At 68.1% G+C, this 25,566-nt stretch carries 22 protein-coding genes and 4 pseudogenes; 12 read left to right on the forward strand and 14 right to left on the reverse strand.

Features of this window, described 5'->3' with window-relative positions; all coding sequences use genetic code 11:
- Positions 1-15 precede the first annotated feature (15 nt).
- The 5 genes from IOD14_RS22470 (at position 16) to IOD14_RS22490 (ending at position 7,095) form a co-directional block, all read left to right on the forward strand.
- Positions 16-1,293 (forward strand): MFS transporter, encoded by a 1,278-nt coding sequence (locus IOD14_RS22470; RefSeq protein ID WP_212671319.1) that lies wholly within the window; start codon positions 16-18, stop codon positions 1,291-1,293.
- Between the two features lie 488 nt (positions 1,294-1,781).
- Positions 1,782-2,222, forward strand: coding sequence for a hypothetical protein (locus IOD14_RS22475; RefSeq protein ID WP_212671320.1), 441 nt, complete (start codon positions 1,782-1,784; stop codon positions 2,220-2,222).
- Positions 2,137-3,105 carry a polyphosphate kinase 2 family protein gene (locus IOD14_RS22480; RefSeq protein ID WP_212671321.1) on the forward strand — a complete coding sequence of 323 codons (969 nt, stop codon included), beginning with the start codon at positions 2,137-2,139 and terminating at the stop codon, positions 3,103-3,105. Before IOD14_RS22475 ends, IOD14_RS22480 begins: the two co-directional genes overlap by 86 nt.
- Before the next feature lie 60 nt (positions 3,106-3,165).
- Positions 3,166-5,916: an HAD-IC family P-type ATPase gene (locus IOD14_RS22485; protein ID WP_212671322.1), complete on the forward strand. Its 2,751-nt coding sequence runs from the start codon at positions 3,166-3,168 to the stop codon at positions 5,914-5,916.
- Between the two features lie 156 nt (positions 5,917-6,072).
- A complete protein-coding gene (locus IOD14_RS22490) occupies positions 6,073-7,095 on the forward strand; it encodes an LLM class flavin-dependent oxidoreductase (protein ID WP_212671323.1) in 1,023 nt (340 codons plus the stop codon).
- Between the two features lie 408 nt (positions 7,096-7,503).
- Here the strand turns inward: IOD14_RS22490 and IOD14_RS22495 are convergent, their stop codons facing one another.
- The 4 genes and pseudogenes from IOD14_RS22495 to IOD14_RS22510 form a co-directional block, all read right to left on the reverse strand.
- Entirely contained in the window at positions 7,504-8,136 is a 633-nt protein-coding gene (locus tag IOD14_RS22495) for a hypothetical protein (protein ID WP_249126025.1), read from the reverse strand.
- 201 nt (positions 8,137-8,337) lie between these two features.
- Positions 8,338-9,276: a sigma-70 family RNA polymerase sigma factor gene (locus IOD14_RS22500; RefSeq protein WP_212671324.1), complete on the reverse strand. Its 939-nt coding sequence runs from the start codon at positions 9,274-9,276 to the stop codon at positions 8,338-8,340.
- Between the two features lie 10 nt (positions 9,277-9,286).
- Entirely contained in the window at positions 9,287-10,477 is a 1,191-nt protein-coding gene (locus tag IOD14_RS22505) for an FAD-dependent oxidoreductase (RefSeq protein WP_212671325.1), read from the reverse strand.
- Positions 10,478-10,688: 211 nt separating this feature from the next.
- Positions 10,689-11,453, reverse strand: a pseudogene (locus IOD14_RS22510) (transposase).
- A gap of 73 nt (positions 11,454-11,526) precedes the next feature.
- On the opposite strand from IOD14_RS22510, the gene IOD14_RS44460 reads away from it, so the two are divergent.
- Both IOD14_RS44460 and IOD14_RS44465 read left to right on the forward strand, forming a co-directional pair.
- Positions 11,527-11,904 carry a hypothetical protein gene (locus tag IOD14_RS44460; RefSeq protein ID WP_123986622.1) on the forward strand — a complete coding sequence of 126 codons (378 nt, stop codon included), beginning with the start codon at positions 11,527-11,529 and terminating at the stop codon, positions 11,902-11,904.
- A gap of 2 nt (positions 11,905-11,906) precedes the next feature.
- Positions 11,907-12,101 (forward strand): annotated as a pseudogene (locus tag IOD14_RS44465) (DUF4291 family protein); the annotation flags it as partial.
- Between the two features lie 65 nt (positions 12,102-12,166).
- Here IOD14_RS44465 and IOD14_RS22520 read toward each other — a convergent pair.
- Positions 12,167-12,404 (reverse strand): annotated as a pseudogene (locus tag IOD14_RS22520) (hypothetical protein); the annotation flags it as partial.
- 403 nt (positions 12,405-12,807) lie between these two features.
- On the opposite strand from IOD14_RS22520, the gene IOD14_RS22525 reads away from it, so the two are divergent.
- Positions 12,808-13,614: an SGNH/GDSL hydrolase family protein gene (locus tag IOD14_RS22525; protein ID WP_212671326.1), complete on the forward strand. Its 807-nt coding sequence runs from the start codon at positions 12,808-12,810 to the stop codon at positions 13,612-13,614.
- 324 nt (positions 13,615-13,938) lie between these two features.
- On the opposite strand, the gene IOD14_RS22530 is transcribed toward IOD14_RS22525, so the two are convergent.
- Positions 13,939-14,514 carry a PadR family transcriptional regulator gene (locus IOD14_RS22530; RefSeq protein WP_123986624.1) on the reverse strand — a complete coding sequence of 192 codons (576 nt, stop codon included), beginning with the start codon at positions 14,512-14,514 and terminating at the stop codon, positions 13,939-13,941.
- Positions 14,515-14,639: 125 nt separating this feature from the next.
- On the opposite strand from IOD14_RS22530, the gene IOD14_RS22535 reads away from it, so the two are divergent.
- Positions 14,640-15,032 carry a nuclear transport factor 2 family protein gene (locus IOD14_RS22535; protein WP_123986625.1) on the forward strand — a complete coding sequence of 131 codons (393 nt, stop codon included), beginning with the start codon at positions 14,640-14,642 and terminating at the stop codon, positions 15,030-15,032.
- Positions 15,033-15,348: 316 nt separating this feature from the next.
- Here the strand turns inward: IOD14_RS22535 and IOD14_RS44470 are convergent.
- From IOD14_RS44470 to IOD14_RS22560, 6 genes and pseudogenes are all read right to left on the reverse strand, one after another.
- Positions 15,349-15,644: pseudogene (locus IOD14_RS44470) on the reverse strand (ISL3 family transposase); the annotation flags it as partial.
- A 460-nt stretch (positions 15,645-16,104) separates the two neighbouring features.
- On the reverse strand, positions 16,105-16,983 hold the full coding sequence (locus tag IOD14_RS22540; RefSeq protein WP_212671327.1) for an alpha/beta hydrolase: 879 nt from the start codon (positions 16,981-16,983) through the stop codon (positions 16,105-16,107).
- A gap of 847 nt (positions 16,984-17,830) precedes the next feature.
- On the reverse strand, positions 17,831-18,250 hold the full coding sequence (locus tag IOD14_RS22545) for a VOC family protein (protein WP_212671328.1): 420 nt from the start codon (positions 18,248-18,250) through the stop codon (positions 17,831-17,833).
- The gene (locus tag IOD14_RS22550) at positions 18,247-19,515 is read right to left on the reverse strand and encodes an IS256 family transposase (RefSeq protein WP_212671329.1); all 1,269 of its coding nucleotides are present in this window, start codon (positions 19,513-19,515) and stop codon (positions 18,247-18,249) included. The genes IOD14_RS22545 and IOD14_RS22550 overlap by 4 nt, the downstream gene beginning before the upstream one ends.
- A 181-nt stretch (positions 19,516-19,696) precedes the next feature.
- The gene (locus tag IOD14_RS22555) at positions 19,697-20,155 is read right to left on the reverse strand and encodes a hypothetical protein (RefSeq protein WP_212671330.1); all 459 of its coding nucleotides are present in this window, start codon (positions 20,153-20,155) and stop codon (positions 19,697-19,699) included.
- A gap of 217 nt (positions 20,156-20,372) precedes the next feature.
- Positions 20,373-20,786: a hypothetical protein gene (locus tag IOD14_RS22560; protein WP_212671331.1), complete on the reverse strand. Its 414-nt coding sequence runs from the start codon at positions 20,784-20,786 to the stop codon at positions 20,373-20,375.
- Between the two features lie 232 nt (positions 20,787-21,018).
- Between IOD14_RS22560 and IOD14_RS22565 the strand changes: the two genes are divergently transcribed.
- Positions 21,019-21,585, forward strand: a complete 567-nt coding sequence (locus tag IOD14_RS22565; protein WP_123986630.1) for a hypothetical protein — start codon at positions 21,019-21,021, stop codon at positions 21,583-21,585.
- 35 nt (positions 21,586-21,620) lie between these two features.
- Here IOD14_RS22565 and IOD14_RS22570 read toward each other — a convergent pair whose 3' ends face one another.
- Together IOD14_RS22570 and IOD14_RS22575 are read right to left on the reverse strand one after the other, a co-directional pair.
- Positions 21,621-22,064 carry an ankyrin repeat domain-containing protein gene (locus IOD14_RS22570; RefSeq protein ID WP_212671332.1) on the reverse strand — a complete coding sequence of 148 codons (444 nt, stop codon included), beginning with the start codon at positions 22,062-22,064 and terminating at the stop codon, positions 21,621-21,623.
- Positions 22,065-22,536: 472 nt separating this feature from the next.
- Entirely contained in the window at positions 22,537-23,613 is a 1,077-nt protein-coding gene (locus tag IOD14_RS22575) for a winged helix-turn-helix domain-containing protein (RefSeq protein WP_212671333.1), read from the reverse strand.
- Positions 23,614-23,836: 223 nt separating this feature from the next.
- On the opposite strand from IOD14_RS22575, the gene IOD14_RS22580 reads away from it, so the two are divergent.
- Both IOD14_RS22580 and IOD14_RS22585 read left to right on the forward strand, forming a co-directional pair.
- The gene (locus IOD14_RS22580) at positions 23,837-24,283 is read left to right on the forward strand and encodes a hypothetical protein (protein WP_249126026.1); all 447 of its coding nucleotides are present in this window, start codon (positions 23,837-23,839) and stop codon (positions 24,281-24,283) included.
- Between the two features lie 102 nt (positions 24,284-24,385).
- Positions 24,386-25,333: a hypothetical protein gene (locus IOD14_RS22585; RefSeq protein ID WP_212671334.1), complete on the forward strand. Its 948-nt coding sequence runs from the start codon at positions 24,386-24,388 to the stop codon at positions 25,331-25,333.
- Positions 25,334-25,566 lie beyond the last annotated feature (233 nt).

The raw sequence follows: 25,566 nt of genomic DNA on the forward strand, positions 1-25,566 counted from the left end.
CCGACAGTGGGGGGCATGACACTCCTGATGGACCGGAACTTCCTGCTTCTGTTCGCCGGTCAAGGCATTTCACGTTTCGGTGATGGCATGTTCACCGCTACCACCGCCTGGCTGGCCTGGTCGCTGACTCATGATCCGGCGGCGGTGGCGCTGGTCACCGTGGCCGCGTACGCGCCGGCATTTCTGGCGACGTTCGTTGCCGCTTCCTACGCCGACCGCTACGACCGGCGACGCCTGATGATCCTCACGGACATGCTCCGGGCGGCGCTGGTGGCTGTCGCTGTGGCACTGTTCGCGTTCGGGTCGATGAACCTGACCATGCTGGTTGCAGCAACAGCGTTGCTGGCCCTGGTCGGGGCCCCGTTCGCTCCCGCCCGCAACGCCATCGTGCCGCAGATCGTGCCGCCCGCTCTTCTGCAGCAGGCAAACGGACTACTCCAAGTAGCCTTCCGTGCCGCCTTTTTCGTAGGTCCGCTGGTACTCGCGCCAGTGATGGCCGTTGCTTCCCTGACGGCCGCTGTCGCACTCAACGGACTGACCTTTCTGCTCTCGGCGGCCGCCGTAGCCGCCCTCCGGGTCCGCGCCCCCGCCCGCCGCGGCCGGCCGACCGGGCTTCGCTCCGACCTGGCGGCGGGCCTCAGAGCAGTTCGGTCCGAGCCGGACGTACTGCTGGTGATCGTGACCTTCGTCCTCGCTCTCACTCTTACCAGCGGTTTCCTGACCGTCGGCCTGGTGGCCTTGGTGGGGCAGGGCGGCCAGTACGGTCTGCTGCTGGGCATCGCCGGGCTGGCGGAGGTTGCCGGAGCACTCCTCCTTTCCAGGATTCCGATCCGCAGGTTCGCCCTGGCCGCCGTACTCGCCTGGGCCCTGCTGGGTGTCTTCCGACTGCCGCTGGGCCTGGCCACCTCTCCGGTCATAGCAGCCGCTCTGCTCGCCCTGACAGGGCTCGCCTCCGCGCTGACCGACATCCCACTGATCGCACTGGTACAACAGCGCATCCCGGACAGTCACCTCGCCAAGGCCCTCGGTCTGTGGGAGGCCGGCATCGCCGGCGCCCTCGCCGCCTCCCCGTTCATCGCGTCGACGACCATCTCCCTGGTCGGAGTGAGGGCCGCCTTCATGCTGTCGGGCGCCGCCCTGGTGGCACTTGCCCTCGTGGCCTCCACGATCCTCGCGGCGACAACCGCAAGGCAGCCCAACCGGCCGGACAGCCGGATGGGTGTCGTAGGACGAGGCCGCCGCAGCTTCATCGCCTCGCCCGAAGGCGGAGGCTCTTCAACACCCGGAACTTGACAGAGAAATGCTCGAAGACGCGTCAGCGGCCCCGTCCGCCCCGTCCAAAGGGGCACCCGCCGAGCCTGGCATCTCGCGAAGGGCGAGCCTCACATCTCCGCCCGAGACCACGGCGCAGGCGCAGGGGGCCGCCGTGACCGCAGGCGCGGCCGCGTCCGTGCCGACGGAGGCGCTTCTGCACCACCGTCCGCCGCCGCCCCCGGGCCCTGACGCCCGCCGGGAAGCCGCGTACACACGCGCTGTCGAGCACCCCGCGGCGCCGAACGGCCGACCGGGGCGCTCGCGGTTCGCAGCCGCATGAGTGGCCCGAAGGGCTGGTGCCCCTTGCCTCCCGTACAGGTCACGCCTCACCCGTTTCAGGGGATGCGGACGCACTCGGCAGAAACGAAACTGCAGCGTGGTAGACGCTCACCGACGACAGCGTCCGAAATCGAGGGGCGCGGTGTGGAGGTTGTGGTGCACGCATCGCGCGACATTTCGCAACGGCCATGACGGTCGACGAAGGCATCCCTCGCGCCGCAGCGCCTTCCCCTGAGACCTGGGCCCGAGCTCGGCCGGACCTGCCCGAAGAGGCGGTGACGCTGCAACCGCCCCCGCTCGGCTCACCGCGGGACGCCCTGGCCGTTCGCGACATGGTGGCCCGGCTCACGGCCGCCTGGCCCGCCGTGACCGAGACGACCGTCGAGGCGCTGGTCGCGTCCGCTTTCGACTCGTTCCGTCAGGCAAAGGTCAGGGCCTACCTGCCCATCCTGGTCGAACGCCGGGTACGCAGAGTGCTCGCCGCGATCGGCGGCGACGAGCCGTCTGGCCGGCAGGGCGGCGAGGGAGAGGAAGTGAGTGGACATGTCGGACAAGAGGGCGGAGCGAATCTCGGACTTCATCGAGCCGCTGCGGGTGGAACCGGGGTCGAAGGTCCGGCTGCACCGTGACTTCGATCCCCGCTTCAAGGCCGGTCTGAAGAAGCGGGACGCCGCCGAACTGCTGCGGTCCGGAGTGGAGCTGCTGGCCGAGTACCAGCAGCGGCTGGCCGCTCAGGACACCTACGGGGTACTGCTGTGTCTGCAGGCGCTCGACGCCGGCGGCAAGGACGGCACGATCCGTCATGTGATGAGCGGCGTCAACCCCCAGGGCGTACGCGTCAGCAGCTTCAAGGTGCCCTCCAGCGAGGAGCTGGACCACGACTACCTGTGGCGTTACGCGCAACGGCTGCCCGCGCGCGGCGAGATCGCCATCTTCAACCGCTCCCACTACGAAGAGGTGCTCGTCGTACGGGTGCATCCCGAGCTCCTCGTCAGGCAGAAACTGCCCGACAGCGCGCGCGGGCCGGGCAGGTGGAAGCGGCGGTACCAGGAGATCAACGACTGGGAACGCCATCTCACGGACAGCGGGTTCAAGGTGGTGAAGATCTTCCTGAACCTGTCGAAGGAGGAGCAGCGCGTTCGTTTCCTGAAGCGGATCGATCTACCGGAGAAGAACTGGAAGTTCTCCGCGGCGGACGTCCGGGAGCGCGGGTACTGGGACGACTACCAGAAAGCGTTCTCCAAGATGCTGTCGGCCACGAGCACGGCGTGGGCGCCGTGGTACGTGGTCCCGGCGGACCGGAAGTGGTTCGGGCGCCTGTCCACGGCGGCGATCCTCGCTCACACCCTGATGGAGATCGACCCCCAGTACCCGCAGCTGCCGGAGGCGGACCGCAAGGAACTGCTCGTCGTCAAAAGCGACTTGGAGCGTGAGGCGCCGGACGGTCTGCCGGCGGATCCGTACGCTGCCCGGCACCCGGCGGCGCGTCGTGCGCAGACCCGCGCCCGGTAGTGAGACCGGCGGACGCGCGGTGCGTGGACAGACACGGCCGGCCAGGATCGGAGGCAGTCGATGACGGTACAGCCGCACCCCAGAACCGCACAGCCGCGGCCTGCACAGGACGATTGGTACGCACGCTCCCCCGCAGAACTCCTGACGGCCTTCGATGTCGATCCGGAGGTCGGACTCAGCGCGGCACGGGCCGCCGACCTTCGGACAGCGAACGGCCCCAACGCCCTGCCCGAGGAGAGCCGTACGCCGGCCTGGATCCGCTTCCTCGGGCAGTACCGCAGCTACATGCAGATCGTCCTGGTGGCCGCGGCGGCCGTCTCCCTGCTCATCCAGGAATGGACGACCGGGATTCTCCTCATCGTCCTGACCTTGCTGAACGCGGTCGTGGGCCTGCGCCAGGAAGGCAAGGCCGAGAGCGCGATGAACGCGCTGAAGTCGATGATGAAGACCACGGCGCGGGTCCGCAGGGACGGCACGGAGGCCGAGGTCCCCGCGGAAGAGCTCGTCGTCGGCGACGTCGTACTGATCGCGGCCGGGGACCAGGTGCCGGCCGACGGACGCATCATCGAGGCCAGCGCCCTGCAGATCGACGAGTCGGCGCTCACCGGCGAGAGTGTCCCCGCCGCGAAGGACTCCGGCATCCTGCCCGGTGGGCGGCGGCCGCCGCCCGGTGACCGCACCAACATGGCGTTCATGAACACTCCGGTCACCCATGGCAGCGGCCTGGTCGTGGTGACCGGCACGGGCGCGGACACCGAGCTGGGCAGGATCTCCGGAATGCTCTCGGCGACCGAGAAAGAGGTACCGCCGCTGACACGCGAGCTCGACCGGCTCACCCTGTGGATCACGGGAGCGGCAGGGCTCACCATGATCGTGATGTTCGCCCTGGGCCGCAGCCGGGACCAGGCCTGGGACGTACTGTTCGTCAACGCGGTCTCCCTGGCCATCGCCGCCATCCCGGAAGCCCTGCCGACCGTCACACAGGCGATCCTCTCCGTCGGGAGTCTCAACCTGGCGCAGAGAAATGCCATCGTGAAGGAACTGCCGTCGGTCGAGACCCTCGCGTTCACCTCGGCGATCAACTCGGACAAGACCGGCACCCTGACGATGAACCAGATGACGGCCGTCGAAGTGCTCACCCCCACCGACCGGTACACGGTCTCCGGCACCGGCTACGCCCTGGAGGGCCGCATCCATCACGCCGCGGGGGCCGCCACGGACATGGAGGACGCCATCCTGCCGTACATCGTGGCGAGCGACGCCAGGCTGGTCGGTGGCGAGGTGGTCGGCGACCCCACCGAGGGCGCGTTGCTGGTGCTGGCCCACAAGGCGGGGCTGGACACCGACGCCACCACACAGCAGTTTCCGCGTCTGGCTGTCCTGCCGTTCGACCCGGAGTACAAGCTGATGGCGACCTTCAACTCGGCCGTCGACACCGCCGGCCGTCCGGTCGTCCGGTGTTTCGTCAAAGGCGCGGCACCCGCGGTGCTGGCACGGGCCGCCTGCGCGCTCTCGGCGGGCCGGACCGTGCCGTGGGACGCCGAGCTGCAAGACCGCGCCCGAACGGCGACCGAGCGGATGGGCGGCGAGGGCAACCGGGTGATGGCCGCGGCCACCCGCGATCTCGCCCCGGCCGACTTCGATCCCGAAGGTGATCTCCTGGGGTACGTCACCGGGCTGCAGATGACCAGTCTCGTCGCGATGGTCGATCCGCCCCGCCCGGAATCCACGGCCGCTGTGGCCGACGCACAAGCGGCGCACATCCGGGTGCGGCTGGTGACCGGCGACGACGTCACCACCGGCGCGGCGATCGCCCGCCAGATCGGTATCCCCGGCGAGGCCGTCCTGGGCGCCGACTTCGCCGCGCTCAGCGAGGAAGGGCGGCTGGCCCGCATCGACCGCATCGGTGTGGTGGGACGGGTCGCGCCGGAGCACAAGGTGCTGCTCGCCAACACACTCAAGAAAAAGGGCGAGGTCGTGGCGATGACCGGGGACGGTGTCAACGACGCGCCCGCCATCAAGGCGGCCGACATCGGCATCGCGATGGGCAGTGGCACCGACGTGGCGAAAAACGCCGGACGCATGATCCTCTCCGACGACAACTTCTCCACCCTCGTCTACGCCGTGGAGCAGGGCCGGGCGATCTACGACAACCTCACCAAGTACATCCGCTTCGTCCTGCTCCTGCTGGTCACCTTCGTACTGACGTTCCTCGGAGCGACCATCTTCAACATCGCGGCCGGCGAACCCTTCACACCGCCGCAGGTGCTGTGGATCCACTTTGCGGTGAACGCCTCCTTCGGCTTCGCGCTCGGTTTCGACCAGGAGAGTCCCGGGCTCATGAGCCGCAGGCCGCGCCCGCGCGGGGAATCCGTGCTCACCCGCCCCGTACTGGTCACGGTCGGGCTCGCCGGACTGGCGATCACCCTCGCCCTGCTGGGGCTGATCAAGCTCGGCCAGGCACGCTACGACAGCCTCGCGGCCGGCCAGTCGATCGCCTTCACCGCATTCTCCCTCTGTCTGATCGTGGCGGCCTTCGAGTGCCGCAGCGAGACGGAGTCCGTGCTGACGACCTCCACGTTCGACAGCAAGCAGATGAACTGGGTGGCCCTGACCCAGCTGGTGCTGTCAGTGCTGGTCACGCAGATGGACGGCTTCCGGCGTCTTCTGGGAACGACCGAGATCGACGCACGGCAGTTCGGCTGGGCCCTCCTGGCGGCCCTCGCTCTGCTCTTCGTATGGGAACTGGGCAAAATGCTGGCCCGCCGCTCACGGCGCACGAAAGCAGCGTCGACTTCTGACGGTCACTGACCTGGCCGGAGTGACGTCGCCAAGGTCGACGAACCGTGGTCGTCGCAGCAGGGCGGACACCGCATGTGCGGGATCGTGACCAGCACGGTCCTCCTGCTCCGCACGGACGCAAGCATCGGCGGGGAATGAACGCCGACCTTGATTGTTGAAAGTGGTATGAAAAAGATCGGGTTTCTGTCTTTCGGACACTGGACGCCGTCGCCTCACTCGCAGACGCGCTCGGCAGCGGATTCCCTTCTCCAGGCGATCGACCTCGCTGTCGCCGCGGAGGAGCTGGGCGCCGACGGCGCCTACTTCCGCGTCCATCACTTCGCACGGCAGCACGCCTCGCCGTTCCCGCTGCTCGCCGCCATCGGCGCACGTACCAGCCGGATCGAGATCGGCACCGGCGTGATCGACATGCGCTACGAGAACCCGCTGTACATGGCCGAGGACGCCGGAGCCGCGGATCTGATCTCCGGTGGCCGACTGCAGCTCGGCCTCAGCCGGGGATCCCCGGAGCAGGTCATCGACGGCTGGCGCCACTTCGGGCATCTGCCGGCCGAAGGGGCCACTGACGCCGACATGGGGCGCGCCCACACCGAGCGGCTCCTCGATGTGCTCACGGGCGAGGGATTTGCGCAGCCCAACCCCAATCCGATGTTCTCCAACCCACCGGGGCTGCTGCGCATCGAACCGCACTCCGAAGGCCTCAGGGACCGTATCTGGTGGGGATCCGGCTCGAACGCCACCGCCGCGTGGGCAGCCACGCTCGGAATGAACCTGCAGAGTTCGACCCTCAAGGACGACGAGAGCGGCGAACCGCTGCACGTCCAGCAGCGCAAGCAGATCGAGGCCTACCGTGAGGCCTGGCGGGAGGCGGGGCACACCCGCGAACCGCGGGTGTCGGTCAGCCGCAGCATCTTCGCGCTGGTCGACGACCGTGACCGCGCCTACTTCGGCCGTGAGGGCAACTCCAAGGACCAGATCGGCTACATCGACGCCAACACCCGCGCGATCTTCGGCCGTTCCTACGCCGCCGAGCCCGACGTGCTGGTCAAGCAGCTCGCCGACGACGAGGCGGTCGCCGCCGCCGACACACTCCTCCTCACCGTGCCGAACCAGCTCGGAGTCGCCTACAACGCGCACGTGATCGAGAGCATCCTGACCCACATCGCGCCGGCCCTGGGCTGGCGCTGAGCACGGCGGAGGGCCGTGCACGGCAAGAGGTGAACCGGGTGCGCCCACACGCCTGAACTGTCGACCCGCCGGCCCGCACCACGGGGAAAAGGACGGCGCCGGTCACGTACGCCATCCAATGCGACCTGTACGACACGAAGGAAGACGTCACCCCCGCCGCCGCCAGGGTCGCCGAGTTCTTCGGCAGGCACATCGCGGGGTGACCGCCGCACGTTGATCGCTGGTCGGAGGCCGAGGCCGCTCACGGAGAAGAACTGGCTCTGGCTCAACTTCCGTGCAGGATGTGGCCGGAGCGTCCCGCATGCGGGCGTGCCCGAGACTTTCAGGCTGACAGCCGAAGCAGGCCGCCGTCGGGCATCGGAGTCTGGCAGCAGTGGCCGTCAGCCCGCCCTCGGGGTCCTTAGCGCGTCACAGCCCAGCCGCCTGGACCAGTGACGCCCGGTCGCCGTCGTCAAGGTGAAGGTCGGCAAGCAGCTCGTCGTCGGCCAGCAGACGTCGCACCCATGCTGCGTCGGCAACGAATGCCGCTCGGCAGAGGGCCCGTTCAGGGTGGTCCTCCTCAGGGCCACTGACCGCCAGGTCCCACGCGTTGTCGGGGTCGGTCGGTGCGGACAGGGCGGCGGCTACGAGCAGCAGCCCGAACAACTCGTTCCGGCGCGGGGTCGATGGATCGGCGGTCAGTCGGAGCAGGTACGGGACGACAGCCGCCATCGTGGCACTGATGGACATCGGTCCTGACATCACAAGCCAGTCCAGTGCTCGCTCTGCCATCTCAGCCGCGTCGGGATCGAGCAGCCCGCGCAGGACGGCCGGGACATCGACCTGGCAGCCAGGAATGGACGACCACTCCACGTCCTCGCACCCTTGCAGTGCCGGATGGGAAGAAGACGCTTGCGTCAGGTACGGGTAGGCCGCAGTCAGAGCTGCTGTTGCGGTCACCGCCGCGGTCTCATGATCCACCTTGCACACCAGCGTGCCTCCCATCCACCGACTGGCGCCGTACCGGCGGACATCGACCACCGACTCCACGAGATTATCCACGCCGCGCCCTTCACGACCCTGAGAACTCACCCCCTGCCCGCCAGCGGATCTACGGCCCCACGTAGTGACGTAAACACTGCCCAAGGGCTCTCCAGCAAACGGCTTCGGGCATGACTTCGAGCGATGGGTGGCCAGGGGCGCTGTGACCGCCCTGGTCAGCCCTCCGTGACGATTGGTAGTTGGTCACTCCGGTGGCTCCGGTCACCATGCGTTGATGACCGGTGCGTCGGGTTCGCGCTGCCGCCAGACCTCGTTGAGGCGAGCGAGCCGGTCTGCCGTGGCGATGCCGCGCAGGGACGCGATTTTGCCGTCGGTGACTTCGAACGCCACGGCGCCCACGACCCGGTCGTCGACCACGGCGAGGACGGCCGGGGAGCCGTTGACCGCGGCGATATGCATAGCGGGCGAGCCGCCGGCCAGCCGCCGCTTCGCTGACGTGGGCTGGAAGCCTGCCCGCACGTAGGAGGCGACCCGCTCGCGCGTCTTGTACCGCAACAGCCGCCTGGCCAGTCCGTAGCCGTCCGAGACCGCCGTCACGTCGTCGGTGAGCAGCGCCACCAGCCGTTCTGTACGTCCTGACGTGGCGGCGGCGAGGAATTCCTCGACGACCCGGCGCGCGGACGCGGGGTCGGCCTCGCCGCCATGGCGGCGCTCGGCCGCGACCCGGGTCCGGGCCCGGTGGACATGCTGCTGGCTCGCGGACTCTGTGATGTCGAGGATTCCGGCGATCTCGGCGTGGCTGTACGAGAAGGCCTCACGCAGGACGTAGACGGCGCGTTCAACGGGCGAGAGTCGCTCCATCAGGGTCAGGACGGCGAGGGACACTGATTCGCGCTGCTCGAAGGTATCGGCCGGGCCGAGCATGGGGTCGCCTTCAAGAAGCGGCTCGGGCAACCAGGCACCGATCGCTCGCTCGTGGCGCGCCTGCGCCGAGCGGAGCCGGTCGAGGCAGAGATTGGTGACGACCTTGGTCAGCCACGCTTCCGGGACCTCGACCCGTTCGCGGTGTGCGGCTTGCCAGCGCAGGAACGTGTCCTGCACGGCGTCCTCGGCGTCGGCGGCCGAGCCGAGGAGACGGTACGCGAGCGAGGCCAGCCGGCCCCGGCTGGCCTCGAACCGATCGATGGATGCGCTGTCCATGCTAAGCAGCCTATGCAGCGGCCCTTGCACCGGCCCGGTCAGGCGTGGTGGCCAGGCGGCGCTTGCGCTTCGGCATGCCGAAGGTCGGGTGGTCGATGCCCCACCCGGCCGCCCTGAGCACACCCGACTTGAGCCGCGCGGCAGCCTTGCCGCCCAGGTACCAGGGCTTCGACCGGATGTCCTTGTCCACCATCTGGAAGATCGCGTCCCGTCGCCCGAGGCTGATGTGGTTCCCGTGGTACTTCAGCCCAATGGTCGGGACCTCGCTGCCCGTCAGGCGCGCGATGATCGCGGCGGTCGCCTGCATGTTGGTAATGCCGGCCGAGGCGCAGGACATCGGCAGCGGCCGGCCGTTCTCGCCGATCGCGTAGGCGCAGTCACCGGCGGCGTAGACGTCCGGGTGGGAGACCGAGCGCATGGTGCGGTCGACGACGATCTGGCCGGTCTCGGCAACCTCCAGGCCGCTGGCGGCCGCGATGGGGTGCACAGCGAACCCGGCCGACCACACGGTCACGTCGGCCGGGATGGACGCACCGTCGGCGGCGATCACCCGAGTCGATTCGACGGCTTCGATGCGGGTGTGCTCGTGGACGGTGATGCCAAGCCGGTCGAAGGCATGGCGCAGGTGACGGCGGGCCTTCGGCGAGAGCCAGGCGCCCAGCTCGCCACGGGCGGCGAGCGCAACCGAGAGGTCGGGCCGGGACTCGGCGAACTCGGTGGCGGTCTCGATGCCGGTCAGCCCCTCACCGACGACCAAAACGGTGCCGCCCTCGCCCAGTCCTGTCAGGCGCTCACGCAGACGCAACGCCGAGGACCGGCCGGTCACATCGAAGGCGTACTCGGCCGCGCCAGGGACGCCGTGGTGGGCTACGGAGCTGCCGAGCGCGTAGAGAAGCGTGTCGTACGCGAGCTCGCCATTGCCGTCCTCGCCGATCAAGACAACGGTTTTGCGCTCGGGGTCGACGCCGGTGACGCGCGCCAGGCGCAGCCGCACACCGGTGCCCTCGAACACGTCGGCGAGCTTGCGGAACGCGAGGTCCTGGCCGATCGCGAGCTGGTGGAGCCGCATCCGCTCAACGAAGTCGGGCACGGCGTTGACGACGGTGATCTCGATATCCGAGGGGGAGAGCCGACGGGCCAGGTTTCCAGCGGCGAAGGCTCCGGCATATCCGGCACCGAGTACAACGATGCGGTGCTTCATGGCATTGCTCCTGTCTCGTTCGCGTGCCCTTCGAACGAGACAGCGCCCCGATTGCTGACAGGAGTCGGGTGTGACGTGAGTCACCGAACCAAAACGAGCCACTGGGCCTCCCTCAGGCGCTTGGGCTTGTCTCGGGCAGTCGAAACGGGGCGATACCAACTATCGGTCGCCATCACACCGAGCACGCTTGCTGACCTGGCTCAATGTTTGGTCATCCAGCGAGCGCGAGGTGGTGCAGGCGGGCGATGCCGACCATGGCGTGGTGGACGCTGTCGCCCTTGAGGCGGCAGTCGCGCAGGATTTTCCAGGTCATGATGGGGGCGAACGCATGCTCGACGCGGACGCGTACCTTGCGGTGGGAGGCGTGCACCTCCTTCCAGGCCAGGAGTTCGCCCTGGCCGCGTTCGCGGCGGTGCGGATGACCAGGCCGGTGCCCCGGTAGCCGCCGTCCGCGATGACCGTGGTGCGGCCGACGGCGCCTTCCGCCCGAGACAGCTCCCATGTCTTGCAGTCGTTGCGATTGCCAGGCAGAGGCCGGCCCACGGTGCCGACGAGTCGGGTGTCGGCATCGATCACGACCTGGTGGTTGGTCGCGTACCGGTGATTCTTCGACTGCTCGGCGACACTGTGAGCACGCGTGGGGACCAGGGTGCCGTCCACGACCAGCACGGAGTCCTTGCGGAACCGCTTGCGTTGCCGGAGGGCGAGCACAGGCCCGAGGTGGTCGATCGTAGGGTCGGCCGCGGACTTGGACACCTCGAACAGCGGCGCCAGCCGGCGCAGGGTCAGGTCCGTCCGCCAGTACGCGGCAACCAGCAGCACGCGGTCCTCAAGCGGCAGGCTCCACGGCCGACCCTTGCGCACCGGATCCGCCCCCTCGCGCCGCAACGCCGTGCTCAGCTTGCCGAACTGACGTGGGCTCAGGGGTGAACGGGGCCGTCCAAAACGGCTCAGACGCCGTCATCGCACCAGCCACCCTGAATCATCTCAGTTGCATGCGTCACTGCTTCCCACCGATCCTTGCGTATTGACGACCAGGGGAGAACGACGTGGGGCTGACTCTGTTCCCGGGAGACGGAGACACCAGCAGTCCCGACATCTGTTGGTCCTACAGCGGCTTCGCCGCTTTCCGGCAACAGCTGGCGAAAGCTGAGGGGTTCGCTCTCTCCGAGATGTGCGGCTTCGGCGGAGCTCGCCCCTGGAGTGATGTCTCCACCTCGCTCGAAGCGCTCCTCGATCACCCCGATGACGGCGGTGGCGATCTCTCGCCCACCGAGTGCGCCGCGCTCGTGCCTCGACTGGAGGCGATCGTGGATCAGTGGCAGAACGAGGCCCATGTTCCTCGGGCACACATCGACGCGGCCCAACAGCTGACGGTCGTTCTGCGGCTCTGCGTCGCGAAGGACGTCGAACTTCTCTTCCTCTGACGCGCCAATTGAAGCGGGCTCCGGCCCGGGTGCAATGGGACCCCGAGCGCGACCTGCAGTTTCAGCCGCTTGGCCACCGGTCGCTCCAGCTCGGCCTCGCCGGCGAAGCCGCACGCCTTTACGCCGATGAGTGGACCGTCTCCATCACCGACGTCACATCGCTCGCCCGGACTATCCACGCGCATGTACGCGACGGAGTCCTGGCCCATGGCCCATCTGCGCCCATGAGCCCGATTGCCAATCGAGATGGTCTCTTGAGAGGTCACCTTTCGCTGTTATTCATCCGGAAATCTACTGTGGAAGTCTTTACCCAGTCACGCCAGGAGATGGGGGGGCTCACCCGTGAGGCGGCGGCGGGCCATCAAGTCGGTCACGGCCAGGTGGATCATGCCTTCGGAGCGGTCCGGCAGGGTCTCGTGGTCACGGGCAAGGCGACGGCCGAGCATCAACCGACCGTAGGTTCACTCGACTGTCCAGGATTTCCGGATCGGAGTAAATCCCTCGGCGCGGCCTGCCAGTAGGCGTTGGCGCCCGTTCCGTGGACACCACCGTGCGAGGTGACCCGGTACGGGCGGCTCGGCGCGTAACGGCGGCGGTGGTGAAGCCGACCGCGTCCTGGCTGTGCATGCCGTTGACGACCCGGGCGCTCAGGAGCCAGCGCAGACCGCGGTCGGTGCTCAGCCCTGAAGAGGCAGTGGGCGGCGAGTCGGCGCGCGACCAAGGCGGTGGACTGCGGCGGTGGACCTCTCTCGATGGCCTCAGGTCCTGCCTGAGCGGCGTCACTTTGCAGGAGGGTGAGCTCACAGCTATCTTCGTACTCAACAATGCGACTAGGTGACTAGTTGTTCAGCGATGGCCGTGTGCCACTTGCATCAGCAGCGTTGACGAGAGGCGGTCGGCCCCGTGTCGAGCAGTGGGTATCTGCGCTATGTCGCCCTGGGCGACAGTCACACCGAGGGGCTCGGGGACGGCGACGACGTCCATGGTCTTCGGGGCTGGGCGGACCGGCTCGCCGAGCAGGTCGCCCGCCACAGCCCCGGCCTGCTCTACGCCAACCTCGCAGTACGCGGCCGTAAGGCTGGTCAGGTACGCGCCGAGCAACTGGCTCCGGCTCTCGCGATGCGGCCCGACCTCGCCACGGTGGTGGCTGGAGTGAACGACGTGTTGCGCCCGGGCTGCGACCTCGACGAGGTGGCCGGCCACGTCGAGGCGATGTTCGCTGCCCTCACCGCGCAGGGCGCCACCGTCGCGACCCTGATGTTCCCCGACGTCGGGCGTATCACGCCGTTGGCCCGCCCGATCGGTCACCGTGTTCTCGCACTCAACGCGCGCATCCGCGAGGCCGCTGACCGCCACGGCGTGGTGGTGGCGGAGACGGCCGCGCACGCGGCGGCGACCGATCCGCGGTTGTGGAGTGCTGACCGGCTGCACGCCGGCCCGTTGGGACACGCGCGCATCGCGGCTGCCGCGGCCCAGGCGCTCGGCCTGCCGGGCAGCGACGACAGATGGACCCTCCCCCTTCCGGCCGAGGCGACAGACATCTCCGTCTGGAGGACCGTGGGTGGCGAACTGCGCTGGGCCGGCACCTTCCTCGGCCCTTGGATCGGCCGGCGCCTGCGTGGCCGATCCTCCGGGGACGGCCGCCAGGCCAAGCGGCCGGAGCTGCTTCCGGTGGCCGCGTCCGCCGGGGACACCGCCCCATCGGTGTGATGCTCCGGCTTGCGACGAACAGACGGCCCCTCGCACTGAACTTGCGTCAGATCACCGGCGTCGTCCGCTCCATCCCCCCCTACGACGCCCAGGGCGACGCCGGACCGCCCCGAGGCTGGGTGGTCCAGGGCTTGGGACTCACGGTCGTGCGCCCTCTACGGCTTCGGCGTGACGTGGTTCTACGGCCGCAAGGGACTGCATCGCAATCCCGCCGCCAACGAACCGCAGCCGGTCCTCGTTCGGACACAGACCGACGACCCCGGACTGCTCACGAATGCCAGTTACTAACTTTGTTGATGAACAGTGTGGGTGGGTTCACCGCTGTCAGCCGTCGGCACGGAGCGCGGCCGTACGCTGTTCGAGCCTGCGCAGCGCCATGTCCCCCCACTCGAGGTTCTCCCGTTCGAACGACATACCGCGCAGCAGGGTGAGATACGGGCCGATGCGCTCGGCCTCGGCGAAGTACGCCTCCTCAGAGCGCCCGTCGAGCAGGCGCTGCCGGAGCCGCTCATAGCGGGCCAGCTTGGCGGTGGCCCACTCCATGCGCTCGGTGATGGCGGTCCGGACCGCTTCCATGTCTCCCGCGTCCAGGCACTGCACCTTGACAAGCAACTCGTCCCGGATCACCGCTGGTTTGCCCAAGGGTTCGGCGGTGTAGGCGCGGACGGCCTTCCGCCCAGCCTCCGTCAAGGAGAACAGTCGCTTGTTGGGGCGGCGCTCCTGCTCGACGACGCGGGCCGTGACGAGCCCTTCGGCCTCCATGCGATCCAGCTCACGGTAGAGCTGCTGAGGCGTCGACATCCAGAAGTTGGCGACCGTCGCGTCAAACGCCTTCGCGAGGTCGTACCCGGACGCCTCGCCCTCCAACAGCGCGGCCATGACCGCGTTCCGCAATGCCATGGAAGCACGCTAGCAGATTAGTCAACAACTTGACTAAGGGACGCTCCATCCCTGTGGACAAGCCCAAGCAGGCCATCTACTCTTCATCACACCTATTCACTTTTATTAATATCCGAGGTGGGCTCATGCACCCCTTCCGCAAGGCCGTCGAGAACGGCGACCTGGACGCCGTTGCCTCTCTGCTGGCCGACGACGTCGTCTTCACCAGCCCCGTCGCCTTCAAGCCGTACCCGGGCAAGGCGATCACCGCGGCGATCCTGCGCGGCGTGCTCCGGGTCTTCGAGGACTTCACCTACATCCGCGAGATCGCCAATCCCGACGGCCGCGATCACGCCTTCGTGTTCACCGCCACCGTTGCCGGCAAGCAGATCCAGGGATGCGACTTCCTGCACTTCGACGACGACGGGAAGATCGACGATTTCACGGTGATGGTGCGCCCCCTCTCCGCCGCCCAAGCGCTCAGCGAGGCCATGGGCGCCCAGTTCGAGCAGATAGCCCGAGAGGCAGCCGAACAGTAGCCACGACGACGGACTTCAACGTGGTGGCCATCGCTGCGCAGGGCAACGCCGGGCAGACCGCCACCACCTTCCAACGCGGGGACCGTGCACCCTCCTGGCGGAGCGCTACAACTGCCCCGGCGGCTACGCCACCTCCCCTCGACGAGACAGCCTCGAGTTCGGGACGGCGCTGCACCCGTCCGGAGTCGCCCCCAAAGTCCAGCCGTACCCGCTGCGCGAGCTGTTCGAGAAGCTGGGCGTCGCTGACTCGCTGCCGCGCCCGCGTCGAGCGCTTCCTCGCGCACGCCAGGGATCCGACGGACGCGTCACGGCCACAGCGGTGCCGTCGGCGCAGGGCGAAGTCGTCGACGCCGATCATGCGGGCGCTCGCCCGGCGGGCAAGGGGATGCGCAGGGCCGTGGGGCGAGCTGGCCCGCCGCGAGCATCGCCGGCATGAGATCCCGCCCGGCCCGCCAACTCCCCCACCACAGCCTTGACTTACCCGGTCAGTCGGGCCGTACGTCGCTGGTGACGCTCAAACACTCCGGGCATCTGCTCATGTAAGGGCTGCCGGCAGCCGCGCGCGGGACACACCAAGCGCCGCACAGGGACGTCGAGGACGGCTGCCCGTCCGCCGCCCCCGCTCGAGAGCGTTGCGCTGCCCGGGGCAATTGAGCAGCAGCCATCCGGACGGTGCCGCGTTGCTCGACGAGCAGAGGCTCCATGCCGGTCAACTTGGCTCCATGGCAGCGAGTTCAGTGGCCAACTTTGGCATCAGGTCGAGCAGGCGGGTCACTGACGTTCCCTTGGCCCAGGACCGCGGTGCCGTATCGACCGACTAGCCACCACCTCCGGATCCGGCCGCGTCATCGCAGGCAGGCCGAGCGGAACCTGGTCGGTCTACTGACCGAGGAATCCTCACCACGGCGTTAGGCGAGGGGCAGACGCCTGTAGGAGGTCATCGCCTCCGCCGCAGGATGCCTGCCGCCTTCCGCCCCGTCGCGCCTGCCACAACGCCGTCAGGCGCATGGTCAAACGTGGCCCCGTCCCGCACTCCCCCAGAACTGGGTCGACTACGGCGCTCCAGGGCCGGTCACGCCACCGCGTTCAGCAGGTCGGCCAGCAGATCGGGGCGTTCCAGGGCGATGAAGTGGCCCGCTCCCGGCACCTGTGTGAAATCGGCAGCCGGAAGCAACTCCTTATTGGCCCGCCGGTCCGAAGGCCGCGACCAGTCCTTCTCCCCGTAGACGAGGTGGACGGGTGCCTTGACCTCGGGGTAGCGCGAGCGGGCGGCGATGAGGCTGGGCAGGCTCTGGTAGACGGCCCTGGCGACGCCCGGGTAGCCGGGGCGGCGGCCCACCTGGAGGAGTTCGTCGAGGTAGTCCTCCTGCAGCGCGGTCCTGTCGACCAGCCCGCCCTGCAGGATCCGGCGGACGGCGGGCTTGGGCTCCACGCCGGCGACCACCGGGCCCACCCCCGGAGTGAGGACACCGCCGACCACCACACGGGCGAGAAGACTGGACCGGGCGATACCGCCGGGGAAGTCGTACGTGTTCACCGCGACGACACGCCTGACCCGCTCGGGCAGGTCGGCCGCGGCGGTCAGGGCGAGCACCGCCCCCATGGACTCCCCGACCAACGTCACGTCGTGGAGGTCGAGTTCGGTCAGGAGCCGCTCGACGCCCGCGCGCATGGCCGGCTCGTCGTACGACGCACCGGGCACGATCTCCGAGTAGCCCATCCCTGGCAGGTCGAGGGCGTACACGGTGTAGTTGTCCGCGATCAGCGGGATGAGGGAGCGGAAGTGTTCGGCCTGAGTGCGCACGGTGTGCAGCAGGACCACGGGAGCGCCGGTGCCCGCTCTGAGGTAACGCAGAGTCCCCTCATCGCTGCGGTGTCCTGCGCGCGGGGCGATGGTGTGGCTGGTGGTTCCCGGGATGTGAATCGTGGAACGTGACTCTGAGCTGGGCATCTCGCTGGCTTCCCTCTGTGTGAACTGCTGCCGACGGGTGATTCGGACAGGGCCGCCCGAAGGGGGCGCGACCACGGACCAGCCCTTGGCTTCATCGAGAAACCGACCGGTTTCCAATAAGGTAAACCGATCGGTTTCCAAGCGCAAGGCCGGGGTCGTCATCCGCAGCAACAGGGCCGTCGCCGGAGGTGGCGCTGCCTACATCGCCAAGGCCTTCACCGACGTCGCCAACAAGGCGGAAGCGCGGTCCAGTGCCGGTACCTGGGCAGCGGATCAAACCGCCTGTCGGCGCGAACTGCGCACTCCACTCGCGCACCTGCGACCTCGGCGAGTGAGTTGAGCCGCGACCTAGGATCACTGACCCTGGTCCATGCGCCCCGATGACGGGTTCTTGGGTGATCTGCGCTACGAGCACACCCTGACGGCCGCCGCGTCCATCACGCTCGCCGCCCCGTTGGCGTTCGGTCTGCCAACCAAGATCGGGGCAACGCTTCGAGAGGTATCGAAAACATGGCCGCACCCGTGGCCACGTGTCACGGTGCCCTCACACGCTGAACTCGCCAGGGACAACAACGACGCGTACCGAGAAGAGGTCCTGCCATGACGGGTCATGAAACTCGCGTGCTGAGTCCTGGGATCAGGTCGCTGGGTGGCCGCTATGAGCTCGTGACCAGCACGAAACACCGAGCGGCAAGGCCCGCTACCGCAGGCGCCGCGACGGCCACGGAGACTGGCACGCTGCTGCACAGAGGAACTTCTTCAACCGCATGCTGGCCAGCTCTTCCAGCGCCTCCGGCACGAACAGCTTTTCGAGGAGTAACCGTCAAGACCTGTGAACCTGCTGATCTCAGTTTCGGTCGGATGACTTGATCGCGACGAGCTCGACTTCGAAAGCGTCGTCGTTCTCCAGGTAGGCGGCGTAGTGCTGTCCACCGCCGGCGTATGGGTGCCGCTCGGGGAACATCAGGTGCCAACCGTGTCGGGCGGCGTCGGCTGTCAGCTTCTCGACCGTGGCGGCGTCTTCGATGTGGAAGGCCAGGTGGTTCAGTCCCGGGCGGCGGCGGTCGTGCTGTTCGGAGGTCAGGTCCGGGGACTGCTCGATGACCAGGTAGGTCGGCCCGAGCCGCCAGCTGCGGCCGCCGTCCCAGCTTTGAAAGAGGGCGTAACCCAGCGCCTCCAGCAGCCAGCCGAGCGAGGCGATCGCGCGGTGGAGGTCCGGCACCCACAGCTCGACATGATGCAGCGTGCCGTGCGTTGGCTGGCTCATGCTGCGACCACCTCGGGACGCTCGACGAGCTGACCACCTTCGAAGCGGGCTCCGGCACGGACGATGGCGACAGGGTGGGGCGCGTTCAGCGCTCGCCAGCGGGCCTGGGCGGACTCGACGAGCTTGAAAACCATGGCCAAGGCGGCGGTGCGGGAGCCAGCGCCGTGGGTGACCTTGGTCCGCAGCCGGACGGTTGCAAACGTCGACTCGATCGGGTTAGTGGTCCGCAGGTGGATCCAGCGTTCGGCCGGAAAGCCGAAAAACGCCAGCAACTGCTCGTGGTCGTCGGTGATCTTCTTGACGGCTTTGGAGACCTTCGCCCTGCAGAGCTGCGAGAACGACTTGCTCGCCTGCACCGCGTGGTCGCGGCCTTCGACGTTGAAGATGTCCTGGATGGCCTTCTTCGCCCAAAGCTGCGCGGACTTCGGCATGGAGTCGAGGACCTTGGCGGTTTTGTGAACCCAGCACCTCTGCTCGCGGGTGGCGGGGAACACCTCGGCCAAAGCCTTCCAGAGGCCCAGTGCGCCGTCACTGACGGCGAGCACGAGAGCTCGCATGCCCCGGCGGGCGCAGTCGCGCATCAAGTCGGCCCAGGACTCAACGGACTCGCGATAGCCATACTTGAGCGCGACCAGCTCCTTCGAGTCGTCGGCGCGCACGCCGACCAGGACGAGCACGCAGGCTTTGGCCTCTTCCAGGCGGACGTTGAGGTGGATGCCGTCGCCCCACACGTACATGTCGCCCCACACGTACATATAATCGACCTCCGGCAGGTTGCGGTCCATGAACGCGGCGTGGTCGACCTGCCACTGCTGGGTCAGGCGGGTGACCGTCGCGGGCGAGAGGCCGGCCGAACTGCCCAGGAACTGCTCCAGCGCCGGAACGAAGTCCCCCGACGACAGGCCATGCAGGTAGAGCAGCAGCGCCTCACTGATCTTCGGGGACTTGCGGCACCACGGCGGCAGCATCGCCGAGGAGAACCGCTTGAGCTCACCGGTCCCGGCGTCGACGCGCTTGTCGTTCACGCGCGGGGCCTTGACCTCGACCACCCCGGCCGCGGTGGTGACCTTGCGGGGCTGGTGGTAGCCGTTGCGGACCACGAACCGTCGGCCGGCCTCGTCCCGCTTGTCGGCCCACCCGGCTATATACGCGTTGACTTCGGCTTCCAGGGCCGCCGCGCGCATCCGTCGGGCACCCTCCCGCAAGATGTCGTCGATCAGGGAGCCGTTCGGCGTGGTGCCGTCGTCGCTGACTACGCTGAGCACGGGCGTGCCTTCCCGACCGGTGCTGCGAACACCGGCCTACTCGATGACCATCAGTCGATCACTCGGGAAGGTACCTTTCACGTGCTCCCCGAACTCGATCCACAGGTCTTGAGCATGGCTCCTTTTCGAGGAGGCCGTCGCCTTCCCCATAGCAACCAAGGCTCTCGCAGCATGAGATCACTTAGGCACCGATTGCGAGGGACCAGCGCTCTTGGATGACAGCCTGCTTCCGCTCAAGTTCCGCATCCATCACCCGATTGATGAGGGTCCCCGGAATCGTAAGCGAGCGCCCATGGACCCTGATGACACGAAGGTCCGACCAGATTCCGCTCCGTGACACCCCCTGCCGCACCTCTATGCGCGCGACCTCACTCCGGGGAACCACTCGCCTGCTGACGAAGGTGCGGAATTCCAACCCCGTCGTGGTCAGGAGGACTTGGCCATAGATCGAGTTGATCGTGCTCAAGAGCACGACTACGGAGAAAGCCCCTACGCCACCGACCCACCACCATTTGCCCGGTTCATGCGTGGTCGAGCCCATCGCCACCATCACACCAACGAGCGCCAGCGTCAGAATGCCGGTACGCCACCAGTATCGCTGCCGATCACGAGAGTTGCAGCCGATCCACGCCTCGGACATGTCCATAACACTACCGACGTACAGTCGAACAACGACCACCCTGGCTTTTCGCGTTACATGCATGAGGTGTCTATGCGGTCACAGCACTAGAGGTGTCGAAAAGCCGACCGTGTGACGCTCCACCGAGGTCGGCGGCCCAGACGTCGGGTGACTCGACGCCAGGCCGCCACGTCCTCGCTGCAGGTGCCCAGCGCGATGGCTGCGCGAAGGCCCGCAATCACGTCGGCATAGCGCTGATAGCGAGGCAGGAGGAGGATCCTGCGGGGGGGGAGTTCGTCCAGTCGCTCTCGCCGAGCTGCTGCTTGGCCAGGGCCCAGAACGCCTCGTGCTCGGCGGTGCAGGCGCCCTGGGCGCGGGCCTGGTGCAGGGCCTCGGAGCGGTCCAGGGCGCCGGGCTTGCGCAGCAACACCTCGAGGTAGCGGTCCAAAACCAAGTACTCCAGCCCCCGGTCGGCCAGCCCGATGTGGCCGGCGATCTCCCGGCGACTCTCGAACGCGACCAGCATGTCGCTGGTCAGGTGCATGGTGAGCCTGCCGTCGATGAACCGGACCGGGACGGAGTAGGAGCACATCGTGACGGTGATCGAACAGTCGCGGTCGACCCGCGGCTGGAAGGTCGCCGTCTTGGACAATTCCGACGGCTGCGGCACCAGATTCGGCGCCGCCCTGGCAAAACCCTGCCGAACTGGGAAAAGACCTGGTCATGCGGAGAAAGCGCGTAGAGGAGCAACAGTGGCTCGCGGAGATTGAGGGTATCGACCTAACCTTGACGCTCCTGCGGACCAGGAAGCCGACACCACTCACCACGACGAACCCGCTGTTGATCTTGAATCTCCTCGCCATCGCGGCTGAGAGGCTGTCCTCATGATGGATAAGAGAGGCGGGGTTGAAGGCCAATCGGTTCACCCAGGCAAGTACGCTCGCGTCGAACGGGAGAGGCGGTTCCTGCTGGCCGAGCCACCAGCACCGTCGGCGGTGACGGTCAGTCGTGCGATCAACGACCGGTATGTGAAAGGAACGCGCTTGCGGCTGCGTCGGGCCGACTTGTCGGATGGCCGCTGTGAGCTCAAGCTCACTCAGAAAGTCCCTATCTCACAGCCCGGCGCCGTCCAAGGTCTGATCACGAATACGTACTTGTCTCCAGCTGAGTACGACGTGCTCGCCGCACTTCCTGCGGCGTTGCTGTCGAAGACCCGTTTCAGCGTTCCTCCCTTGGGTGTTGACGTCTTCGACGGCCACTTGCAGGGCCTGGTACTGGCAGAGGCCGAGTTCACTACAGATGACGAGGCACAGTCCTTCGTTCCCCCACCCGACTGCATCGCAGAGGTCACCGAGGACACTCGCTTCACGGGAGGGCACCTCGTCCAGGCATCGCGCCGCGAACTGCTCAAGTGGCTAGCCGAATACGGACTCCACCCGCGAGCCGCGTAGCGCAGGTTGCGAAGTGAGTAGTGAGATTCTCCTGGCTACGGAGCTGGGTGAGCCTTCGTTGTTGGGTGCGCTCCTGCTGCCCTGAGGATTTCGGCAGTGTCGGGGTGGGGGCCATTGTCCGCCCAGTCCAGCGGGGACCAGCCTGCGCCGTCGTCTTCGCAGAGGGTGGGATCGGCGCCATGCGTCAACAGTTCCCGGACCGTTGCGGTGTGTCCCCAGCACGCAGCTGCGCACAGCGGTGTGCCCTCCGAGCCGGGACCGCTGCTTTCAGTGTCAGGGGAAGCCCCGGCCTCCATGAGCAAGCGGGCCACCTCGGCCTCTCCCTGCACCGATGCCAGGTACAGAGGATTTGTGCCGTCAGCGTTCCTTCTCTCCGGACTTGCTCCACTGCGGAGCAGGGTCTTCGCGCTCCTGGCGTCACCTGACAGGATTGCCTCGAATAGGCGGTGGGAGAGCTTCTTCTGCTGCCGCTGCTTCATAGCCGGTGAGGCTAGCGATCATGGGTACGCCACAACCACTCATATTCATTCGTTGATCATTGCGACCAGCACAGTGGCCTCGCGCTCCGCAAGGCCGAGGAGATGTGGTTCTCGACGCTGACCGGGCCGGTCGATCGGGCGCTCGCCTTCCGGGCCCAGGGGCGCCGAGAGCGTCGCCTTCCGTCACTCGCCGGTGCGGATGCGCGCGACGCTGATCACCGGCGAGTCGCTGGACACCGTGGCCCGGGTGACCACCGGATGCCGTGCCGCGGGTGACCGGTGGCAGATCGTCCACCAACCCACGTCGTTGCCTTCGACAACCCACACCCCCAAGGGCCCGGCGCGGACGAAAACCACCAGTGCATTGCCCCGCGGCGCCACGCCGGGCGCTGTCGTCCGTCGTCCGCTGTCGTCCGCCGTCGTCCGCGGCCGCCACCACCACTCACGTCGGCGTGTGCCACGACCGCGCCCGTCACCCGGTGTCGCGCGCGGTGGTGCCCGCCTTCACGCCGCCGCGCACCGGATAGCCGTCGGCCACGATGATCCTGGCGCTGTGCTCGGCCACCGCTGGCGGCGCCGTGCGGCCGAGAAGCTCCGCGCCGAGCGGCGTGACGGTATGGCGCATGGTGTTGCGCACGCGCAAGCTCTGGATCAGGCCAGCGTCACGCAGCACCGTCGCGTGCTCGCTCACCGACGCGGGCGAGATACCCAGGCGCCGCGCCGTCTCGCCGCCGGTGACCGTCTCCCCCTCCGCGATCGCCAGGAGGGTCGCCGCCCGGGTGCGGCCGAGGAGCCGGTCGAGCGCACCGGCCCTCCCCGCGACATTGTGGGGCCGCAGGACGCCGACACCCCGGCTCACCGGATACACCAGCACCGGTGCGAGGGAGCCATCCCGCAGCGTGATGGGCTGGTCCCGGCAGAAATACGAGGGCACGAGCCGCAGCCCACGCCCCTGGAGGTGCAGGTCCCCGTCCCGGGGATAGGCGATCTCGAGAACCGGTGGCCGCCAGCGCGCGGCGGGGTGCAGACCGCTCAGCAGCCGGTCTGTCCCGCCGGCCAGGAATGCCTTGGCGCGCAGGGCCCGTTCGGCGTTCACCGAGGCGCTGATCTGCGTCCAGTACGGATGCAGCGCCTGCCGGTGGTAGTGGCGAAGGGCCCTGCCCAGGCCCCGCCTGGCCGCAGGGACGCCCGAGGCCAGCGCGGTCGCCCAAGGCGGCAGTTTGCGCTCTCCGCCGAGCAGCGCCATGTCCGCCCGCAGGCGGGCCCGGGACGTGGACAGAATCATGTCGACGGCGGCGTCCGGGTCCGTCGCCCCTTCGGCGGGCGTCAGGAAGTCGGGCGAATACCCACGGGCCGGAGCAAGATGAAGCAGCGGACGGGAAGCCACGTTCAACGTCGTCCGGACTCGGGTGGTCCAGGGCTGCAGTTCGGCATCGGCGCCGGAAACGCCGAGAACATGAAGGCTGAGCAGAGCCTCCCAGGCGGGATCCGGTCCAGTGGCCAGGCGAATCCGACCGAGGTCCTCCGCACCGAAATGGATACGCAGCATCAGCTTCCCCCCGAAAGGCTGCTACCCCAGGCGTCTCACTCTCCCCCATGAACGCAGAGCGCGATAGCTCCGAATTCGCCAGCCCCGGTCTTTCGGCGAGGACCGAAAGTACTCCCCCGACCTGTCGGCCCCTGCCTACTTTCAGAGCCAGTCACCACGGGGGTACGGCGACAGAGGCTGCCGACGGCTTCCGCCGCCACCCGTAGACAAACGGAGGACACACGTGACATCTGCACGTCGAATGGTCGGTTCGTTCGCGATCGCGGCAGCTCTCGTCGCCGGGACCACCGCCCTGGCCACCGCCCCGGCGTCCGCCCAGGCCGCGTCGTCAGCGCCCACCCAGGCCAAGCGCGCCGCCTGGGACGGGAACATCTACCTCTACTACAGCGCGTCCGCCAACAGCTCATGGAGCAAGTACTACGGCTGGGTGGACGACTTCGCCGGCCATACCTTCGCGGCGGGCGGCGAAGGTCACGGCCAGCGTGTCAAGAACAACGTCAACCGCGCCTGGAACAACGACGCGACCCACGCCGCGCGGATCTACTACAACGAGAACCAGAACGCGAGCGGCAGCGCTCCGTACGACGACTTCTACCCCGGCAACGCCCGGCAGCTCAACAACGGTGTGCGGAACAACAACGCCTCGTTGAGCTGGTGGTACGTCGGCTGACACCGGCTCGGGCCCGTTCGCGACGAACGCGGACGGGCCCTTCGTACGGCCGCGCACACGGACGGGCCCTTCGTACGGCCGCGCACACAAGGGGGACACGACATGCGGGCGCTCACCACACAGCTGGCAGGGCGGATCGGGGCTTTGGTCGTCCTGTCCGCCGTCGTCGCGGGCTGCGCGGAAGGTCAGGCCGTGGAGCCGCGGCCGAAGACATCGGGGCTGCCCCCGGTGGCCGGCGTGCCGACGAGGCTCGACGTCGGATCGCTGGTCCTGCCCATCGAGCCCTATCTGTTCACCGACCGTCAGGTGGGGCGCCTGTTCCGGGCGCGGGCCGTGCTCACCGCGTCCTGCATGGAGCGTTTCGACCTACGCTGGCCCGTCCCCGCGGAATCCGCACCGGACACCGGCACACTGAATCCGGCCAACACTGCACACCGGTACGGACTTACGGACCCCCGACTCGCCGTCCGCTACGGCTACCACCCCGCTCCTGGCATGATGCCGAGCAGGACCAAGGAGAAGAGTCCGGAGCCGAACCCAGGGCCGAAGGAGTTGCTGGTCCTGACGGGCCTCCATGAGGACGGCACACGGGCTGCGCAGGACGAGCGCGGACGCCCCGTTCCGGTGGGTGGATGCCAGGGGGAGGCCACGAAGGCCCTGTCGGGCGACCCGGAGAAGATCGGCAACCGGGAACTCGTCGGCAGGATCAATATCGGCAGTTACCGCGACTCGCAGAAGGATCCGCGGGTGGTGCGGGTCTTTCGCGCCTGGTCCCACTGCATGCGCCAGTACGGCTACGCGTACGCGGATCCGACCCAGGCACCCGGCAAGGGTGCCGAGTTCACGGGCCCGACGGCCACCAGGGCCGAGATCGCCGTGGCCGGCAAGGACGTGGAATGCAAGCGCAGGACGAACGTGATCGGGATCTGGTCCTCCGTCGACGCGGCCTACCAGCGGCGGGCGATGAGCGAGAAGACACGGGAACTCGCCGCGATCAAACGGGACATCCGCACCCAGGTGACCAACGCGGACCGTGTGCTGGGCAAGTAGCGCGCGGCCGACCCCCGCGCGGCTCTCCAACCAGCGCCGCCGCACCCCACCAGCCTGCCGACTGCCGACTGCCGACATCGGCTTACCAGGCACACCCTCGGTGTTTGCGGGCACGGCCAGGCCGTGACGAGGACGAACAACGATCGTGGCCCGGCTGCGGCCGGTCTGCGATGCCACGCCGGCGGCCTTCAACTGCCCTGGCGATGGCAGCAAACCGGTCGAGGTTGTTCGGG

Origin of the sequence: Streptomyces sp. A2-16 (genome assembly GCF_018128905.1) — a bacterium.
Classification (GTDB): Bacteria; Actinomycetota; Actinomycetes; order Streptomycetales; family Streptomycetaceae; genus Streptomyces.

Bases quoted from the DNA above. Each gene is read 5' to 3' on its own strand.
- IOD14_RS22565 (WP_123986630.1), top strand. From the start codon at position 21,019: ATGATGGATAAGAGAGGCGGGGTTGAAGGCCAATCGGTTCACCCAGGC.
- IOD14_RS22500 (WP_212671324.1), bottom strand. From the start codon at position 9,276: ATGGACAGCGCATCCATCGATCGGTTCGAGGCCAGCCGGGGCCGGCTG.
- IOD14_RS22540 (WP_212671327.1), bottom strand. From the start codon at position 16,983: ATGCCCAGCTCAGAGTCACGTTCCACGATTCACATCCCGGGAACCACC.
- IOD14_RS22530 (WP_123986624.1), bottom strand. From the start codon at position 14,514: ATGGCATTGCGGAACGCGGTCATGGCCGCGCTGTTGGAGGGCGAGGCG.
- IOD14_RS22535 (WP_123986625.1), top strand. From the start codon at position 14,640: ATGCACCCCTTCCGCAAGGCCGTCGAGAACGGCGACCTGGACGCCGTT.
- IOD14_RS22570 (WP_212671332.1), bottom strand. From the start codon at position 22,064: ATGAAGCAGCGGCAGCAGAAGAAGCTCTCCCACCGCCTATTCGAGGCA.
- IOD14_RS22490 (WP_212671323.1), top strand. From the start codon at position 6,073: ATGAAAAAGATCGGGTTTCTGTCTTTCGGACACTGGACGCCGTCGCCT.
- IOD14_RS22545 (WP_212671328.1), bottom strand. From the start codon at position 18,250: ATGAGCCAGCCAACGCACGGCACGCTGCATCATGTCGAGCTGTGGGTG.
- IOD14_RS22555 (WP_212671330.1), bottom strand. From the start codon at position 20,155: ATGTCCGAGGCGTGGATCGGCTGCAACTCTCGTGATCGGCAGCGATAC.
- IOD14_RS22505 (WP_212671325.1), bottom strand. From the start codon at position 10,477: ATGAAGCACCGCATCGTTGTACTCGGTGCCGGATATGCCGGAGCCTTC.
- IOD14_RS22475 (WP_212671320.1), top strand. From the start codon at position 1,782: ATGACGGTCGACGAAGGCATCCCTCGCGCCGCAGCGCCTTCCCCTGAG.
- IOD14_RS22485 (WP_212671322.1), top strand. From the start codon at position 3,166: ATGACGGTACAGCCGCACCCCAGAACCGCACAGCCGCGGCCTGCACAG.
- IOD14_RS22585 (WP_212671334.1), top strand. From the start codon at position 24,386: ATGCGGGCGCTCACCACACAGCTGGCAGGGCGGATCGGGGCTTTGGTC.
- IOD14_RS22470 (WP_212671319.1), top strand. From the start codon at position 16: ATGACACTCCTGATGGACCGGAACTTCCTGCTTCTGTTCGCCGGTCAA.
- IOD14_RS22575 (WP_212671333.1), bottom strand. From the start codon at position 23,613: ATGCTGCGTATCCATTTCGGTGCGGAGGACCTCGGTCGGATTCGCCTG.
- IOD14_RS22480 (WP_212671321.1), top strand. From the start codon at position 2,137: ATGTCGGACAAGAGGGCGGAGCGAATCTCGGACTTCATCGAGCCGCTG.